Here is a 17,322-nt window from a genome sequence, read left to right as displayed (position 1 = left end):
GCTCCGCTTCGGACAGACGAACAACTGCTCAATGATAGTGACCAACTGCAAACGCTTTGCAAGAGCGCATCGGTCACATATCGGAGTCGCGGACGAGAGTCACGGACGAGGCCGACAGCTGAAGACGGGGCACCCTTCCCGAAACATGGGACATTAGAGAGATAGCGGACGAGTGTGAGGAGCTTCCTATGTCGCACGCCGTCAAAGAGCAGGCAAGTGGCCGGATCGTCACCGACGCTCCTCAGCACCGGCCGGTGCGCGTCTTCCTGACCTACGACCCGGCACTGGACCCCGGAACCGTCAGCTTCGCCTTCCCCAGCGGCAGGGAGTGGATCTTCCCGCGTGAGCTCCTCGAGTCGGGGCTGCGGGCGCCGGCCCGCGACGGGGACATCGGCATCTGGCCGTGCGGCCGGGTCCAGGCCGTCATCGAGTTCCACACCTCGGACGGCGTCGCCGTCGTCCAGTTCGACGCGAAGACACTCACCCGGTTCCTCCGCCACACCTACGCGGTGGCGACCCCGGCGCTCTGAGGTTCGCGGGCCGGCCGGTGCGCCGGCGCCCGGGCGCACACAAAGGTGGCCGTGTCCGCCGGCCCCATGCCGGCGGACACGGCCACCGTCCCGCTCCGGCCCCCGTCCCCACGGTGCCGTCACGGAAGCCGGGGGTCCGCTCTCCCGGTGACGCGGCAGTACCGCGCCACCGGGGACCCCCGGGGTCTGCGGGGCCTCAGACGCGGACCAGTTCGCGGTCCTCGTCCGGGCCGCCCGGGCCCTGGGCCAGCTCCTTCTGGAGCTTCTCGCCCTCCACGTCGACGTCGGGCAGCGCCCGGTCGAGCCAGCGCGGCAGCCACCATGCCTTGTGGCCCAGCAGTGCGAGCACGGCGGGCACGATCGCCATACGGACCACGAACGCGTCGAAGAAGACGGCGATCGCGAGGCCGAAACCGATCATCTTCACCATCTGCTCGCTGGACCCGATGAAGCCGGCGAAGACGGCGATCATGATCACGGCCGCGGCGGTGACCACCCGGGCCCCGTGCCGGAAGCCGGTGACGATCGCCTCGCCGGGCCGCTCGCCGTGGACGTACGCCTCCCGCATCCGGGTGACCAGGAAGACCTCGTAGTCCATGGCGAGACCGAAGACGACACCCACCATGAAGATCGGCATCATCGACATGATCGGACCGGTCTGCTCGACTCCGAACAGCGAGCCCAGCCAGCCCCACTGGAAGACGGCCACGACCGCGCCGAGCGCCGCGACGACCGACAGCAGGAAGCCGAGCGCGGCCTTGAGCGGCACCAGGACCGACCGGAAGACCAGCATCAGCAGCAGGAAGGCGAGACCGACGACGAGCGCGAGATAGGGCAGCAGCGCGTCGTTCATCTTCTGCGAGAAGTCGATGTTCATGGCGGTGGCACCCGTGACGAGCACCTCGTCGCCGCTCCGGTCACGGATGTCGTGGACCAGGTCCTCGGTCTCGACCGAGGACGGCCGGTCCTCGGGGATCACCGTGATCATCGCGGCGTCGCCGGCCTTGTTGAGCGTCGGCGGGGTGACGGCTGCGGCGCCGTCGAGACCCTTGATCACCTCGGCCGTGCGGTCCGCGTCGCCCTTGCCGCCGTCGACGACCACCAGCAGCGGACCGTTGAACCCGGGCCCGAAGCCGTCGGACAGCAGGTCGTACGCCTTGCGTTCGGTGGTGCTCGTGGGCTTGGCGCCGTCGTCGGGCAGCCCCATCTCCAGCGAGGCCGCGGGCACGGCGATGGCACCGAGGCCCAGCACACCGGCGAGCAGCACGGTCACCGGGCGGCGCAGCACGAAGCGCGCCCAGCGGGTTCCGGCGTTCGGCTTGTCGGAGACCGCCTCGCCCTTGCGGACCTTGCGGCCGAGGACCCGCCTGCCGGCGAAGCCGAGCAGCGCCGGGATCAGCGTGAGGGCGATCAGGACGGCGATGACGACGGTGCCGGCCGCGGCGAAGCCCATCTTGGTGAGCATCGGGATGTTGACGACGGCGAGGCCGACGAGTGCGATGACGACGGTCAGACCGGCGAAGACGACCGCGGAGCCGGCGGTGCCGACGGCCCGTCCGGCCGCTTCCTCGTGCTCCCGGCCCTCCGCCAGCTCGGCCCGGTAGCGGGAGACGATGAAGAGCGCGTAGTCGATGCCGACGGCGAGGCCGATCATCATCGCGAGGGTCGAGGTGGTGGATCCGAGGTCGAGGACGTTCGCGAGCGCGGTGATCGTGGAGATGCCGATGCCGACGCCGATGATCGCGGTGAGCAGCGGCAGTCCCGCGGCGACCAGCGAACCGAAGGTGATCACCAGGACGATGCCCGCGACGACCACACCGATGACCTCGCCGACTCCCTGCTCCGGCATCGTCTGGAGGGCGTCACCGCCGATCTCGACCGTCAGCCCCGCTTCGCGCGCCTCGGTGCCGGTCCCCTTGAGCGCCTCGCGCGTCTCGTGGGTGACCTCCATCGCGTTGACCTTGTACGCGACCGAGATGTACGCGGTCGAGCCGTCTTGCGAAACGGCCTGGGCGGTGTACGGGTCGGTGACGGAGGCGATCTGGTCGGAGCCGTCCTTCAGCTCGGCGACGGCCTTCTCCACCTCGGCCTTGTTGCCCGCGTCGGTCATCTTCCCGCCCTCGGGGGCCTTGAAGACGACCCGGGCGGTGGCACCGTCGGCAGCGCCGCCGGGGAAGCGCTCCTCCAGCAGGTCGAACGCCTTCTGGGCCTCCGTCCCGGGGATGGAGAAGGACGAGGAGGTGGCGGTGGAGGCGGTGGCGGCACCGACCCCGGCTATCGCGAGCAGCGCCACCCACAGCAGGGCGACGAGACGGCGTCGCCTGAAGGCGGACCGTCCGAGTTTGTAGAGAAACGTGGCCACGAGGGCTACTCCCGTTTATGAGGATGTACAGGGCATGGGGAGCAGGCCCGACGACGAGAGCGGCGCGCGTCAGGTGCTGTGCTGTGGTGCTGCGGGGAGAGGGTGACCCGGGGAGGTCAGACGCCGAGGGCGGGGAGGACCACGGCGTCGAGATAGTCGGTGAGGAAGGCTTGGTCGGGTGTGCGGTCCTCGATCAGATGCCGGACGACGAACGCGCCGACCAGCATGTGCGGTACGTACCCCAGCGCAGGGTGGTCCGCGCCGATCTCGCCCCGGTCCACGGCCCGCCTCAGCAGCGCCTCGAGGCCGGTGATCTCCGGCTCGATCAGCAGCTCACGCAGGGCCGCGTGGAGATCCGGATGGGCGTGGATCGCCTGGGCCAGACCCCGCATCAGCGCGGAGTCCTTCTCCATCTGGCAGTCGTCGGTCCGTTCGATCATGGCGTGGAAGTCGCCGCGCAGGGTGCCGGTGTCGATGTCGCCGACCTGCACGGGCTTGCTGTGCTTGAGCGCCGTCGCGACCAGCTCGGGCTTGCTCTTCCACTGGCGGTAGAGCGTGGCCTTGCTGGAGCGCGTGCGGGCCGCCACGGCGTCCATGGTCAGGGCGTCGTAGCCGACCTCGCGGAGCAGGTCGAGCACTGCTTCGTACAGCTGCGCCTCGCGCTCCGGGGTGAGCCGGCTGCGTGTCACGACGGCCTCCCGGTCGCAGTCGATCGAACGAAACTGTTTCGTACACAACGAGGCTACCCCGGACCGTCGGCGAAACGAAACCGTTTCGCTTGTGGTCCCGGTCACGGCCGCCCCCGGCCGGATGCCGTTACGGCCGGGGGGCGGCATCCGGCCGGCCCTAGGGCGTGTTCCGAAAGTCCCACCTGGCCCGCGACGCCTGGCACGCACACTCGCCGCGTTGTCGGAGTCATCCGAGTACGTCCAGTACGAGGATGACCCTCCGCCTTGCGATTGCACGCACCAGACGCCGCGGGCCCCGCCCTGCGGGCGGACGGCGCTACTTTCGAAACACGCCCTAACGGCATCCCGCAGGAATTCACCCGGGCCCACAAGTTGCCGCACCCCCCGCGCGCGGAAAGCATTGGGGGGTGAGTGACGACGTCGCGTATCTCCGTTTCCCGCACCTGCACGACGACTTGCTGTGCTTCGCCGCCGAGGACGACCTGTGGGTCGCACCGCTGGCGCCGGAGGGGCACCGGCCGGGCCGGGCATGGCGCCTGACCGTGGACCGCACCAGAGTCGGCCACCCGCGCTTCTCCCCCGACGGCCGCCACATCGCGTACACGAACTGGCGGAGTCTCGACCCCGAGATCCATCTGGCGCCCGTCGAGGGCGGACCGGCGCGCAGACTCAGCTACTGGGGCTCCACCGACACCCGCGTCTGCGGCTGGACACCCGACGGCCAGATCCTCGCCGTCTCCTCCCACGGCCAGCCGTTCTCCTACTTCTCCTGGGCCTACAGCGTCCCGACCGACGGTTCCCCCGGCGGCCGGCTCCCCTGGGGACCGGTCTCGGACATCGCCGTCACCGACGAGTCGGAGGGCCCCTCCCAGGCCGGCGGCACCGGCTGCGAGCGGCGCACCCTTCTGCTCACCGGCAAGCCGCCGCACGAGCCCGCCGCGTGGAAGCGCTACCGCGGCGGGGCCACGGGCCGGCTGTGGCTGCACGGCGAACGGCTGCTCCCCGATCTGAACGGCCACCTCGACTGCCCGATGTTCATCCGCGGCAGCGGCTCGGAAAGATGGTCGGAGGACGACGGACGGATCGCCTTCCTCTCCGACCACGAGGGCGTCGGGAACCTCTACTCCTGCCGCCCCGACGGCACCGGCCTGCGCCGCCACACCGACCACGACGCCTTCTACGCCCGGCACGCCTCGAGCGACGGCCGCCGGGTCGTCTACCAGTGCGCGGGCGACCTGTGGATCGTCGAGGACATGACCTCGCCGGACTCGGCACCGCGCAAGCTGGAGGTACGGCTCGGCGGGCCGCGCGCCGGGCGCCGTACGTACCAGGTGCCGGCCGCCGGTAACGTGAACGCCATCTCGGTCGACGAGACCGGGCGGGCCAGCGCCGTCAACGTACGCGGCAGCCTGTACTGGCTCACCCACCGCGACGGGCCCGCCCGCACCATCGCCGACACCCCCGGCGTACGGGTGCGGCTGCCGGAGATGCTCGGCAGCGGGGGCCAGGTGGCCTACGTGACGGACGCGGACGGCGAGGACGCGATCGAGGTCGCGTACCTGCCGCGCGCGACCGGGCCGCGCGAACCGCGTCGCCTGGCTTCGGGCAGGCTGGGGCGGGTGCTGGAACTGGTCGCCGACAACGAGGGCGAACGGATCGCCGTCGCTTCGCACGACGGCCGGCTGCTGCTCGTCGACACGGCCGAGGTGACGGACACGCCTGCGGGGGCCACGATGTGGCAGGAGTCCGACGAGTCGGCGGAGCCGGCGGAGACCGAGGAGCCGGCGGAGACCGAGGACGGGGCGAAGAACGAGGACACTGCGGGGCCCACCGAGGGCGCGGCGGAGCCCACCGCGCCGTCGGACGAGGTCACCGAACTGGTCCGCTCGCCCAACGGACCCGTCCGCGACCTGTCGTTCTCACCCGACGGAAACTGGCTGACGTGGTCCCAGCCCGGCATCGGACGCTCGCTGCGGCAGATCCGGATGGCCAGGATCTCCGACCGTACGATCGTGGACGTCACCGACGGCCGTTTCGAGGACGAGAACCCGGTCTTCACGAGCGACGGCCGCTATCTCGCCTTCCTCTCCTGGCGCGGCTTCGACCCCGTCTACGACGTGCACACCGGCGATCTGTCCTTCCCGCTCGGCTGCCGCCCCTATCTGGTGCCGCTGTCCTCCGCGACACCCTCGCCGTTCGCACTCACGCCGGAAGGCCGACCGGCCGCCGGGGGTCTCGACCCGCTGGCGGAGTCGCCCGACAGCACGGTCCTCGTGGAGACGGAGGGCCTGGAGAGCCGGGTGACGCCGTTCCCGGTCGCCGCGTCCAAGTACTCGGCGCTGCACCCGGTCGCCGGCGGCGGTCTCGTCTGGCTGCGCTGGCCCATCTCCGGCGCCCTGGGCGAGACGTTCGTCAATCCGGCCGACACCTCCGGCCGGCCGACGCTGGAGCACTTCGACATCTCGAAGGCGCGCAGGACCGAACTGGTCGGCCATCTCGACTGGTTCGCGGTCAGCGGCGACGGCACCCGTCTCGTCGTCGTCGACGAAGGCGATCTCCGGGCCGTGCCCGCCACGGAGTCCGGCGACGGCGACACCACCGTCTACGTGGACATGCGCCGCATCCTGCACGAGGTGGACCCCGTCTCCGAATGGCGGCAGGCGTACGGGGAGGCCGGCCGCATCATCCGGGACTACTTCTGGGAGCCGGACATGTGCGGCATCGACTGGGACGGGGTGCTGGAGCAGTACCGTCCGCTGGTCGAACGCGTCGCCTCCCCCGACGAGTTCGCGGACCTGCTGCGCGAGGTCCTCGGCGAACTGGGCACGTCCCACGCGTACGTCACCGGGGCGCGCAGAAACGAAGGGCCGCCGCACTACCAGCGGGCCATCGGGCTGCTCGGCGCCAACCTGGTGTGCCGGGACGGGAAATGGGTGGTCAAACGCATCCTCCCGGGTGAGTCCTCCGACTCCAGGGCCCGGTCCCCGCTGGCCGGTGCGGGCATCAGGGAGGGCGCGGTCCTCACCCACGTCGACGGCCGTCCGGTCGACCCGGTGACGGGCCCCTACCCGATGCTCGCCGCGGCGGGCGGTACGACGGTCGAGCTGACGTTCCTGCCCGCGGAAGGAGAGAGCCACCGGCGCCGGGTCGCCGTCGTCCCGCTGATCGACGAGCGGCCGCTGCGCTACCAGGACTGGGTCGCCAAACGGCGGGCGGTCGTACGGGAGACGAGCGACGGCAAGTGCGGCTATCTGCACATCCCCGACATGGGCGGCTCCGGCTGGGCGCAGTTCAACCGCGATCTGCGCATGGAGGTCTCACGGCCCGCGCTCATCGTCGACGTACGCGGCAACGCGGGCGGCCACATCAGCGAACTGGTCATCGAGAAGCTCACCCGGAAGATCCTCGGCTGGGACCTGACGCGCAACGCCGAGCCGGTCTCGTACACCTCCAACGCCCCGCGCGGGCCGGTCGTCGCGATCACCGACGAGGCGACCTCGTCGGACGGGGACATGATCACGGCGGCGTTCAAGCTGCTGGGCCTCGGCCCGGTCGTGGGCACCCGGACCTGGGGCGGCGTGGTCGGCATGACGGGCCGCCACCGCCTGGGCGACGGCACGGTGATCACGGTCCCGATGAACGCGGCCTGGTTCGACGCGTACGGCTGGTCGATCGAGAACCACGGCGTCGAGCCGGATCTGGACGCCCTGCGCACCCCGCTGGACTGGGCGGAGGGGCGCCATGTGGGCCTCGACGACGCGATCCGGCTGGCGCTGGACCTGCTGAAGGCGGCGCCCGCCGCGCTGCCACCGGACTACTCCGGAGCCCCCGACCTGCGTCGCCCCCCACTGCCGCCACGCTGACCGGGCACCGCTGCCGGGGCTGGGGGCCGGACGCGGGGACTGGGAGACCGGGCGCGGGGGGTGCGGAAACTGGGACCGGGCGCGGTGCGGGCCCGGGCAGGTGCGGGCCCGGGCGCGGTGCGGGCCCGGTGGGCCGGTGCGGGCCCGGGTGCGGGGACTGGGACCGGGCCGGACGCGGCCCGGAGCGGCGCGCGGCCCGGGCGAGGCGCGGGGGCGGACCGGCTCGGGTCCGACAGCGGGGCCGGGCGCGGCCCGGGTGCCGTGAGGGGCCGGGCACCCGGTGCGGTCCGGGGACCCGGTGCGGGTCAGGGCTGGGAGGGTCTGCGCAGGCGGCGGTCCATCGCCATGGACAGCTCGGCGTCGACGACGCTCTTCGCGAGCGGGCGCAGCCTCTCCAACTGCTCGTCGGCACTGTGCTCGGACAGGACGTCGATGAACAACTCGGCGAGGGCGTCCGCGTGCGCCCGCACCCGGCGGCCCGCCTCCAGTACGGCCGCGAGCGGGACGCCCTCGCGGACCAGCGCGGCCGAGACGTCCAGCAGCCGGCGGCTGATGTGGACGATCTCGTCGCCGTCGGTCGCGAGGTAGCCCAGTTCGAGGGCGGTGGCCAGGTTCTCCGCGGTGACCTCGCCCTCGAAGTAGTCGGCGAGCGCCTCGGGGGTCAGCCGGACCGGAGTCTCCTCGGTCGGTTCGCCGAGGCCCAGGACCTCGCCGACGTCCCGGCCCGTCTCGAAGGCGGTGGCCAGGTCGGCGATGCCGTTGAGGGTGTGTCCGCGCTCCAGGAGGGCGGCGATGGTCCGCAGCCTGGCCAGGTGGTGCTCGTCGTACCAGGCGATCCTGCCCTCCCGGCGGGGCGGTGGTATCAGCCCGCGCTCCCGGTAGAAGCGCAGGGTGCGCACCGTGATCCCGGCCTCCTCGGCCAATTCCTCCATGCGGTACTCACGCGCTTCCTTCACAGCAGAAGCCTATGTTGTACCGCCGGTAACTTGTCGCGCTCCACCCCTACCGCTCGGTATGCGACTGCTCTACCCTCCCAACCATGCCAGTGATTGCTGGCAGTGTTTTCGGGTTCGGCACAGGACGTTCCAGCGGGAGGCGGCGGCATGGGCCAGCAGCAGCACGAACACGTACGGGTGGCGGTGATCGGATCCGGATTCGGCGGCCTCGGGGCAGCCGTCCGGCTGCGCCGCGAGGGGATCACCGACTTCGTCGTCCTCGAGCGCGCGGACTCGGTCGGCGGCACCTGGCGGGACAACAGCTACCCGGGTTGCGCCTGTGACGTGCCCTCACACCTGTACTCGTTCTCCTTCGCGCCCAACCCCGACTGGCCCCGGACCTTCTCCGGCCAGGAGCACATCCGCGCGTACCTGGAACATGTGACGGACACCTTCCGGCTCCGCCCGCACCTGCGCCTCGGGCACGAGGTGCTGATGATGCGCTGGGACACAGAGGAACTGCGCTGGGAGATCGAGACCTCGCAGGGAACGCTCACGGCCGATGTCGTCGTCTCCGCGACCGGGCCGCTGTCCGACCCGAAGACGCCCGACGTCCCGGGGCTCGCCGGCTTCCCCGGCAAGGTCTTCCACTCGGCGCGCTGGGACCACGACTACGACCTGACCGGCAAGCGCGTCGCGATGATCGGAACCGGCGCGTCCGCGATCCAGATCGTGCCCTCGATCCAACCGAAGGTCGCCGGCCTCACGCTCTTCCAGCGCACACCCCCGTGGGTCGTGCCGCGGATGGACCGGAAGATCTCCGGGGCCGAGCGCTGGCTGCACCGGCAACTGCCGTTCACCAGCGCCGCCCGGCGCGGACTGCTGTGGGGCATCAGGGAGCTGCAGGTCCAGGCATTCACCAAGCGGCCGAACGAGCTGGGCCTCGTCGAGCAGCTCGCCAAGGCCAACATGCGCAAGGCGATCAAGGATCCCGAGCTGCTGGCCAAGCTGACGCCCTCGTACCGCATCGGCTGCAAGCGCATCCTGCTCTCCAGCACCTACTACCCGGCGCTGGCGCAGCCCAACGTGGACGTCGTCGCCTCCGGGCTCAAGGAGGTACGCGGTTCCACACTGGTCGCGGCGGACGGTACGGAGACCGAGGCCGACGTGATCGTCTTCGGCACCGGCTTCCACGTCACCGACATGCCCATCGCCGAACGGGTCGTCGGCGCGGAGGGGATCACGCTCGCCGAGGCGTGGAAGGACGGCATGGAGTCGCTGCGCGGCGCGACCGCGGCCGGCTTCCCCAACTGGATGACGATCATCGGCCCGAACACCGGGCTCGGGAACTCCTCCATGATCCTGATGATCGAGTCGCAGCTGAACTACCTGGCCGACTACATGCGGCAGTTGAACCTCCTCGGCGAGGGCTTTGCGCTGGCCGCCCGCCCGTCCTCCGTCCACGCGTGGAACCGCCGTGTGCAGGAGCGGATGAAGCGGACGGTGTGGAACACCGGTGGCTGCACGAGCTGGTACCTGGACGCGAGCGGCCGCAACACCACCATCTGGCCCGGCACCACGACCGAGTTCCGCAGCGCGACGCGGCACGTGGACCTCGCAGAGTACGAGGTGATCAGGGCGGCCGCCCGCAGGAAGCCGGTCGGGACGGCGGCCGGCACCGAGGGACGGAAGAGTGCCAAGGGCACGAAGGGCGCGGAGGCCGTCGCATGAGCCGGCTCCTTCGCCGCGGCCACGCCGCGCCCGTCGCCGACCGCGAACTGACCGCCGTGTCCGCCGACGGATCGCGCGTCCATGTCGAGGTGCACGGCCCCGACGGGGCACCCACGGTCGTCCTGGCCCACGGCTGGACCTGCTCCACCCTCTTCTGGGCCGCGCAGATACGGGACCTGGCGGCGGACCACCGCGTCGTCGTCTACGACCAGCGCGGCCACGGCCGCACACCGGCCGGGCCCGTCGGCACCGACCGCCTCGCCGACGACCTGGAGGCCGTGCTCGCGGCCGTCCTGGCACCGGGCGAGAAGGCCGTGCTCGCCGGCCACTCCATGGGCGGCATGACGATGATGGCCGCCTCCGGCCGGGCCGGCTTCCGTGAGCACGCCGCCGCCGTACTGCTGTGCAGCACGGGCAGCGCACGCCTCGTCGACGAGTCCCTGGTGCTGCCGATGCGGGCGGGGCGGCTGCGGACCCGCCTGACGCATCTGATCCTCGGGGCCCGCGCCCCGCTCGGCCCGGTCACGCCCGTCTCCCGCCGCATCCTCAAGTACGCGACCATGGGCCCCGGTTCGGCGCCGGAACGGGTCGACGAGTGCGCCCGTATCGTCCACGCCTGCCCGCGCGCCGCGCGGGTGGCCTGGTCGCGCGTCCTCGGTGAACTCGACCTCGACCAGGGCGTGCGGGGGCTGGACGTCCCCGCGATCGTGATCGGCGGCACGGCCGACCGGCTCACGCCGTTCGCCCACGCCGAGCGGCTGGCCGACGCCCTCCCCCGGTGCCTCGAACTGGTGAAGCTCGCCGGGACGGGCCACATGACACCGGTGGAGGCCCCGGAGGCCGTCACCGCCAAGATCCGCGAGCTGGCCGGTACGTACCTGGACGTGAAGGAGGAGGCCGTATGAGCAAGGTGAGCCTGGAGGGGCAGGTCGCGGTCGTCACCGGCGCGGCGCGGGGCGTCGGCGAACTGCTGGCACGCAAACTCTCCGCGCGGGGTGCAAAGGTGGCGCTTGTCGGTCTCGAACCCGACGAGTTGAAGAAGGTCGCCGCCCGGCTGCACACCGAGGCCGACCACTGGCACGCGGACGTCACCGACCACGAGGCGATGGCGCGGGTGGCACAGGAGGTCAAGGAACGCTTCGGCAAGGTGGACATCGTCGTCGCCAACGCGGGCGTGGCGTCCGGCGGTCCGTTCCTCCACTCCGACCCGGTCTCCTGGCGGCGCGTGATCGAGGTCAATCTGATCGGAAGTGCCGTGACGGCACGGGCGTTTCTGCCCGTACTGGTGGAGAGCCGGGGCTACCTGCTCCAGATCGCGTCACTCGCCGCGATCACCCCCGCCCCCATGATGTCCGCGTACTGCGCGTCCAAGTCGGGTGTGGAGGCGTTCGCGCACAGTCTGCGGGCTGAGGTCGGCCACCGGGGCGTGCGGGTCGGCGTCGGCTATCTCTCCTGGACCGACACCGACATGGTGCGCGGCGCCGACCAGAACGACGTGATGCGGGAACTGCGGCAGCGGCTGCCGTGGCCGTCGAACCGGACGTACCCGCTGGGCCCGGCGGTGGACCGGCTCGTGGCGGGTGTCGAACGCCGCTCCGCACATGTCTACGGCCAGTGGTGGCTGCGCGGGATGCAGTCGATCCGCGGCTGCCTCCCTGCGCTCATCGGCACGGTGGGGCAGCGCGAGATGCGCCGCTTCGAGCCTCGCCTCGGCTCGGTCTCGACCGGGCTCGTGGGGGCCGGCGGGGCCGCTGACGAGGCCGTACGTACGGAGAGCCACTGAGCGTAACTGATCGAAATGCGCGCTTTGTCGGCGCGTGCCAGGCTGGTCGCAGCCCCGGGGGCATGATCGCCCCCGACCCCCCACACGCCTTAAGAGGAGTGACATTCCATGGGCATCTCGGACCAGTTCAAGGACAAGGCCAACGATCTCGCGGACCAGGCGAAGCGGAAGTCCGGCAAGGGAGACCAGTCGCAGCGCGCACGCCGCGGCAAGGAAGAGGTCTCGGAACGGATGCGGGACCGCGAGCAGCAGGGCGGCCGGTCCAAGGAGTCCATGCAGGAGCGCGGCGAGGGCGCGATGCGCGAGCGCCGCGACCGGCTCGAGGACCACGACGCCTGACGAGGCGGCGTAGGCCCTGCGGCCCTGCGGACAGGGGGCGCACCCGCACACAGCGGGTGCGTCCCTTCCGTGCGTCAAGCCACTGCCGGCGGCGTCGGTTCGCGTGCCCACCGACTTTCCCCTGTGGGCCTCAGGGGTAGTCGACACGCAAGCCCATCGAGACGGATCGCCGTACGTCCCTGAGCCATGACCCCCTACTGCGGTCAGTGTGCGGGTCGCCGCGCCATCTGGCGTGCCGAGTGCTGTGGCTTCACCTTCGAGTCCTGCAGGCGACACGTCCGGGCCGGCTGCGCGCCGCGCCCCGTGCGCATCGGCGGGGACACTGAGCCCGTCCGCTGGTGACGCCCCATCCGCTGGTGACACCCCACTGCCTCGGGCACGCCGAGCGACGGCAGGAAGAATGGCTCCGCGAGTCGGACGGCCGCTGGCTTCGGCCGGGGCCTTTTGTGTCCCAAGTCACTCACGCACGCTAGCGGTCGAAGACGACCGTGACCGGCGCATGGTCCGACCACCGCTCTTCGTGCGAGGCGGGCCGCTCCACGTACCCCTTGACGGCACGGGCAGCAAGGCCCGGCGTTGCACAAACAAGGTCGATGCGCCAGCCGGTGTCGTTGTCGAAGGCGCGACCGCGGTAGGACCACCAGCTGTACGGGCCCTCCTGGTCGGGGTGGAGGGCGCGGACCACGTCCACGTACTCGGCCTCGTCGAAGACGCGGCCGAGCCATTCCCGCTCTTCCGGCAGGAAGCCGGAGTTCTTCCTGTTGCCCTTCCAGTTCTTGAGGTCGGCCTCGCGGTGCGCGATGTTCCAGTCACCGCAGACGACGACCTCGCGGCCGTCGGCCGCCGCACGGGCCCGCAACTCCTTCAGGTAGGGCAGGAACTCGCCCATGAAGCGCATCTTCTCGTCCTGCCGCTCCGTGCCGACCTCACCGGACGGCAGGTAGAGGCTGGCGACCGTGACCCCCGGCAGGTCGGCCTCGACGTACCGGCCGCTGCCGTCGAACTCGCTCGAGCCGAAGCCGATCCGCACCGCCTCGGGTTCGCGCCGCGTGTAGAGGGAGACGCCCGCGCGGCCCTTCGCCGCGGCCGGGGCGTGCGCCGTGAACCAGCCGTCGGGGTCGCGGACCTCGGCCGGCAGCTGGTCGGCGGTGGCGCGGACCTCCTGGAGGCAGATCGCGTCGGCGGCGGTCGTCGCGAGCCACTCGACGAAGCCCTTCTTCGCGGCGGCCCGGAGACCGTTGACATTCACGGAGGTCACGGTGAGCATCCCGGCACCTTACCGGCAGACGCGATTCGCATACACGTACGCTTTCCGGCATGCATGTCAGAACTGTGGGCTTCGACCACCCGGACGCGGTGAAGCTCAACGACGAGGTCCAGCTCGAGTACGTCCGGCGCTACGGGGACGACGGTGACGCCACGCCGCTCGACCCCTCGATGTTCGTACCACCGCGTGGCCTTTATCTCATCGCCTACGACGACCAGGACCGCCCCCTGGCCACCGGCGGCTGGCGCAGGCAGGACGCGAACACGGAGGGGTACTCGGACGGCGACGCCGAACTCAAGCGCATGTACGTGATCCCCGAAGCGCGCGGCCTGGGCCTGGCCCGCCGCATCCTCGCCGCACTGGAGGACGACGCCCGGGCGGCCGGCCGGATACGCATGGTGCTGGAGACCGGTGACATGCAGCCGGAGGCACTCGCCCTCTACGCCTCGAGCGGCTACGAGCCGTGCGCCAAGTTCGGCTACTACCGGGAGTACGAAAGCAGCCGCTGTATGGCCAAGTTCTTGACGCGCCCCTGACATAATTTCGGGATTCGTGGCACCCTGCCTCACGCACGCCGATCCGCACCGCCTCACCCCCTCCCCGCCCGAGCACGTCCGCGGGCGGGCACGGCAGAAGGAGACATGCGTGAGACGCCACCGCTTTGCCGCCTCGGTCCTGACCGCCGTCGGCACCCTGCTCGCCGGGGCGCTGTCCGCCACCTCCGCGGACGCCGCCCCGCCCCCGTCCCCCGCACCCTCGTCGTTCAGTCCGCAGCAGGCGGCCGAGGGCTTCTGGACCGCCGAGCGGATGCGCGGCGCCACCCCGCTCGACCTGATCAACGTCACTCCGGGTTCCCTCCGGACGTCCGTGCCGACCGCCTCCGGAGAGGAGACGGTCATCGGCCCGACCTCCTTCCCGCAGGCCGGGGGTCCGTGGACCGGCGGCGGCGCGGTGGTGAAGACCTCCGGCCGAGTGTTCTTCACCTTCCAGGGCCGTACGGCCTCCTGCTCCGGCAACTCGGTCACCAGCGGGAACGGCAGCACGGTCATGACCGCCGGCCACTGCGTGAAGTACCAGGGCTCCTGGCACACCGACTGGGTCTTCGTCCCCGGCTACGACGACGGCCAGGCGCCGTACGGGCGGTGGAACGCGACGAAGACGTTCGCCACACAGCAGTGGGCGGCGAGCGAGAACATCAACTACGACGTCGGCGCCGCCGTCGTCGCCCCGCAGAACGGCAGGACGCTCGCCGAGACGGTCGGGGCACAGGGCCTGAAGTTCAACGGCGGCTACAACAAGGCGATGTACGCCTTCGGCTTCCCGGCGGCCGACCCGTACGACGGCAGCAAACTGATCCACTGCAGCGGCAACAGCTCGAAGGACTTCCTCTTCTCCCAGGACCACAGCCTCGGCTGCAACATGACGGGCGGCTCCAGCGGCGGCCCCTGGTTCGAGTCCTTCGACGAGTCCACCGGCACCGGCCTGCAGGTCTCGGTCAACAGCTTCGGCTACACGTTCCTTCCGAACCGCATGTTCGGCCCGTACTTCGGCCCCGAGGCGAAGGCGGTCTACGACCAGGCCCAGGCGTCCTGAGCCCTGACCACCCCGCCCCGGCTGCACAGCCCTGACCGGTCAGCGGCGAAACCACGCGCCCTGACCGGTCAGTCAGCCAACCGTCAGCCGGCCGGTCAGTCAACCGGTCAGCCGGCCGGCCGGTCGCCTGACCGGTCACTCAGCCAACCGTCAGCCGGCCGGTCGGTCGCGGGGTCCGCCACGGCCAGGCCGCCCGAAGAGCAGCTTGCCCTCCTGCGAACCGGACACCCGCGCCACGGCGCCCTCGCCGGCGTCCCGGGAAGGGACCCAGGCCGCGACGGGGGCCGGGGCATTGAGAGTTCCACGTTTACGGGGAAGGCACTGCGCAGTTCGAGCGGGCGACGCGGTACGGGGCCCACTCGGCGCCGGCCACCGGTCCTCCCGGACAGCGGGTCGTACGCGGCATGGCCTCCATGCCCAACCGCTACGCCGAACCCGACTCCCCCTACCGGATCACCGCGGAGCCGCTCGCGGCCGAGGGCGCACGGCGTGGCGGACCGGAGCGCACAGGGCGACCGCGGCACGAAACGGATGCGCTGGGCCGCGGCGCAGAACGGCCGGAAGATCTTCTCCTCCGAGGCGACGCTCGCTCCGCTGCACCCCGCGCCCCCACGCCTGACACACCGAACCGGGTGCTCCTGCCCGCCGGTACGGCCGCCCGGCCACCGGCGGCGGCCCGAACCGTGGCAACGACGCGGGCGCCAACCGGCCCGGCGGGCGCCCCGTTCGGACGCCGATGCCACAACCGTCACGGCCGGGGCCAGTTGCCTCTCGCTGCCGCACAATCAAGAGAGAGCCCCTGCCGGATGACTCCGACAGGGGCTCTCAGCTGCGGTGGACCTGTGGGGATTTGAACCCCAGACCCCCTCGATGCGAACGAGGTGCGCTACCAGACTGCGCCACAGGCCCTTGCAACGAGTGAAACTCTAGCATCCCGATCGGGGTGCTTGGAAATCCGTTCCCCGAGGGTCGCCGTGCAGGTCACGGGCACCGCCGGGAGGCGGTTCACTCGTTGGCAGCGCGCGGTCGGTCCTCGTCCGCGTACTGGTCGAAGAGCGGCGTGCGGCCGCGGTCGCGGGCGCGGCGGGGCTGCGAGGTGCGGGGGCCCGAGGGCGCATCGGCGGCCGGGTCCGGGGACTCGCGCCGGGCCGGCGTGGGCTCGGCCGTGGAAGAGCGGGCCGCGCTCCACGTCTCCGGGTCGCTGAGGTCCACGCCGCTCGACGCGCGCGGCGCCACGGGAGCGGTGACGTACGTCGGCAGCGGGACCGGCACCGGCTCCCAGCTGTCGCCGGTCACGGGGCCGCGCTGACGTTGCTGGTCCACCCACTCCGCGTGGTCGGTCTGCTCGACGAGCGCGCGGCGGCCGGCCTCCTGCGGGGAGACCTTCGGCGCCGGCTCGGGCTCGGCGCGCGCCGCGGGCTCCTCGTCGGGCAGGGGCGCCTCCACGGCCGCCTGGTGGCGGCAGGGGCGGTTCTCGCGAAGCCGCTGAGCCGCGGCCTCGGCCCGTCGGCGGTCCATCGTGAAGGCGAAGCGCCGGCGCTCCTGGGCGCGCATCTGGATGATGTAGGCGCTGAGGAGTACCGCGGGCACGGCAGGTGCCCACAGGAATCCGAGCCCGCCGACCGCCGCGACCACCGCGCCGAGGGTGAACCCGAGGAAGAGGACCGTGGTCGTACGTCTCCGCCGGGCGAGGACCTTGCTGCGCCGCGCCCGCTCGGCGGCCGCGGCGCGGTCGGAGCGCCGGGACGGGCCGGGGCGGCGGGCGGGGGCCTGGCCGGCGGGCCGGTCGGTCTCCTGCGCGGCGCCGTCGGCGGTGTCCCGGCGGACTTCGGTGCGGGGCGCGGCGAAGGCCCGGACGTCCACGGAACTCAAACGGTCCGTGGCGGCATCCGGGTCCACGTCGTGCTCGGGCTGCTCGGCGATGCGTTCCCGCAGCTCCTTGGCGTACCGGCGCTCCATCGCCGCTCGTCCGGACAGCAGCCGGATGGCGGTGGAGAAGCGTTCCGTCGGACGGGCTTCGTTCAGCTCGTCCTGCCTGCGGAGCCACATCGGCACCAAGTAGGCGGCCCAGGCCCCGACGATGACTGCGTAGATGAGGCCGCTGCTGCTCACGCAACACACCGTAGAGGGATTCGCACCAGGGCATCCGCCAATTGGCCCGGTGTGTCGCACGATCCGGCTGATATCACGGAACTTTCTTGTGATTGTTCGGATCGAATCATGGTCGCGG

At 71.5% G+C, this 17,322-nt stretch carries 13 protein-coding genes and 1 tRNA gene; 8 read left to right on the top strand and 6 right to left on the bottom strand.

Annotation, left to right across the window (positions count from 1 at the left end; all coding sequences use genetic code 11):
* Positions 1 to 188 precede the first annotated feature (188 nt).
* On the top strand, positions 189 to 530 hold the full coding sequence (locus tag AB0903_RS08545) for an SsgA family sporulation/cell division regulator (protein WP_366700343.1): 342 nt from the start codon (positions 189 to 191) through the stop codon (positions 528 to 530).
* A 196-nt stretch (positions 531 to 726) separates the two neighbouring features.
* On the opposite strand, the gene AB0903_RS08540 is transcribed toward AB0903_RS08545, so the two are convergent.
* Together AB0903_RS08540 and AB0903_RS08535 are read right to left on the bottom strand one after the other, a co-directional pair.
* On the bottom strand, positions 727 to 2,892 hold the full coding sequence (locus tag AB0903_RS08540) for an MMPL family transporter (RefSeq protein WP_366700341.1): 2,166 nt from the start codon (positions 2,890 to 2,892) through the stop codon (positions 727 to 729).
* A 116-nt stretch (positions 2,893 to 3,008) separates the two neighbouring features.
* Positions 3,009 to 3,581, bottom strand: coding sequence for a TetR/AcrR family transcriptional regulator (locus AB0903_RS08535; RefSeq protein WP_366700339.1), 573 nt, complete (start codon positions 3,579 to 3,581; stop codon positions 3,009 to 3,011).
* A gap of 407 nt (positions 3,582 to 3,988) precedes the next feature.
* Between AB0903_RS08535 and AB0903_RS08530 the strand changes: the two genes are divergently transcribed.
* A complete protein-coding gene (locus tag AB0903_RS08530; RefSeq protein WP_366700337.1) occupies positions 3,989 to 7,444 on the top strand; it encodes a S41 family peptidase in 3,456 nt (1,151 codons plus the stop codon).
* Between the two features lie 305 nt (positions 7,445 to 7,749).
* Here AB0903_RS08530 and AB0903_RS08525 read toward each other — a convergent pair whose 3' ends face one another.
* Complete coding sequence (locus AB0903_RS08525; protein WP_366700600.1) at positions 7,750 to 8,376, bottom strand: MerR family transcriptional regulator; 627 nt, start codon at positions 8,374 to 8,376, stop codon at positions 7,750 to 7,752.
* A gap of 171 nt (positions 8,377 to 8,547) precedes the next feature.
* Here AB0903_RS08525 and AB0903_RS08520 point away from each other — a divergent pair, with 171 nt between their 5' ends.
* The 4 genes from AB0903_RS08520 (at position 8,548) to AB0903_RS08505 (ending at position 12,232) form a co-directional block, all read left to right on the top strand.
* Positions 8,548 to 10,110, top strand: a complete 1,563-nt coding sequence (locus AB0903_RS08520; protein ID WP_366700335.1) for an NAD(P)/FAD-dependent oxidoreductase — start codon at positions 8,548 to 8,550, stop codon at positions 10,108 to 10,110.
* Positions 10,107 to 11,015: an alpha/beta hydrolase gene (locus AB0903_RS08515; RefSeq protein ID WP_366700333.1), complete on the top strand. Its 909-nt coding sequence runs from the start codon at positions 10,107 to 10,109 to the stop codon at positions 11,013 to 11,015. The genes AB0903_RS08520 and AB0903_RS08515 overlap by 4 nt, the downstream gene beginning before the upstream one ends.
* Positions 11,012 to 11,893, top strand: coding sequence for an SDR family oxidoreductase (locus AB0903_RS08510; RefSeq protein WP_366700331.1), 882 nt, complete (start codon positions 11,012 to 11,014; stop codon positions 11,891 to 11,893). The genes AB0903_RS08515 and AB0903_RS08510 overlap by 4 nt, the downstream gene beginning before the upstream one ends.
* A gap of 108 nt (positions 11,894 to 12,001) precedes the next feature.
* Positions 12,002 to 12,232, top strand: coding sequence for a hypothetical protein (locus tag AB0903_RS08505; RefSeq protein WP_366700329.1), 231 nt, complete (start codon positions 12,002 to 12,004; stop codon positions 12,230 to 12,232).
* A 469-nt stretch (positions 12,233 to 12,701) separates the two neighbouring features.
* Here the strand turns inward: AB0903_RS08505 and AB0903_RS08500 are convergent, their stop codons facing one another.
* Entirely contained in the window at positions 12,702 to 13,499 is a 798-nt protein-coding gene (locus AB0903_RS08500) for an exodeoxyribonuclease III (RefSeq protein WP_366700327.1), read from the bottom strand.
* A gap of 50 nt (positions 13,500 to 13,549) precedes the next feature.
* Here AB0903_RS08500 and AB0903_RS08495 point away from each other — a divergent pair, with 50 nt between their 5' ends.
* On the top strand, positions 13,550 to 14,035 hold the full coding sequence (locus tag AB0903_RS08495; RefSeq protein ID WP_366700325.1) for a GNAT family N-acetyltransferase: 486 nt from the start codon (positions 13,550 to 13,552) through the stop codon (positions 14,033 to 14,035).
* 109 nt (positions 14,036 to 14,144) lie between these two features.
* Complete coding sequence (locus AB0903_RS08490; protein ID WP_366700323.1) at positions 14,145 to 15,092, top strand: peptidase; 948 nt, start codon at positions 14,145 to 14,147, stop codon at positions 15,090 to 15,092.
* An 835-nt stretch (positions 15,093 to 15,927) separates the two neighbouring features.
* Here the strand turns inward: AB0903_RS08490 and AB0903_RS08485 are convergent.
* Both AB0903_RS08485 and glpR read right to left on the bottom strand, forming a co-directional pair.
* A tRNA-Ala gene (locus AB0903_RS08485) sits at positions 15,928 to 16,001 on the bottom strand.
* A 96-nt stretch (positions 16,002 to 16,097) separates the two neighbouring features.
* Positions 16,098 to 17,204, bottom strand: coding sequence for a gephyrin-like molybdotransferase receptor GlpR (gene glpR / locus AB0903_RS08480; RefSeq protein ID WP_366700321.1), 1,107 nt, complete (start codon positions 17,202 to 17,204; stop codon positions 16,098 to 16,100).
* Positions 17,205 to 17,322 lie beyond the last annotated feature (118 nt).

Source organism: Streptomyces sp. NPDC048389 (assembly GCF_040706335.1).
Taxonomy (GTDB): Bacteria; Actinomycetota; Actinomycetes; order Streptomycetales; family Streptomycetaceae; genus Streptomyces.
This window is presented reverse-complemented; position numbering and strand designations above follow the sequence as displayed.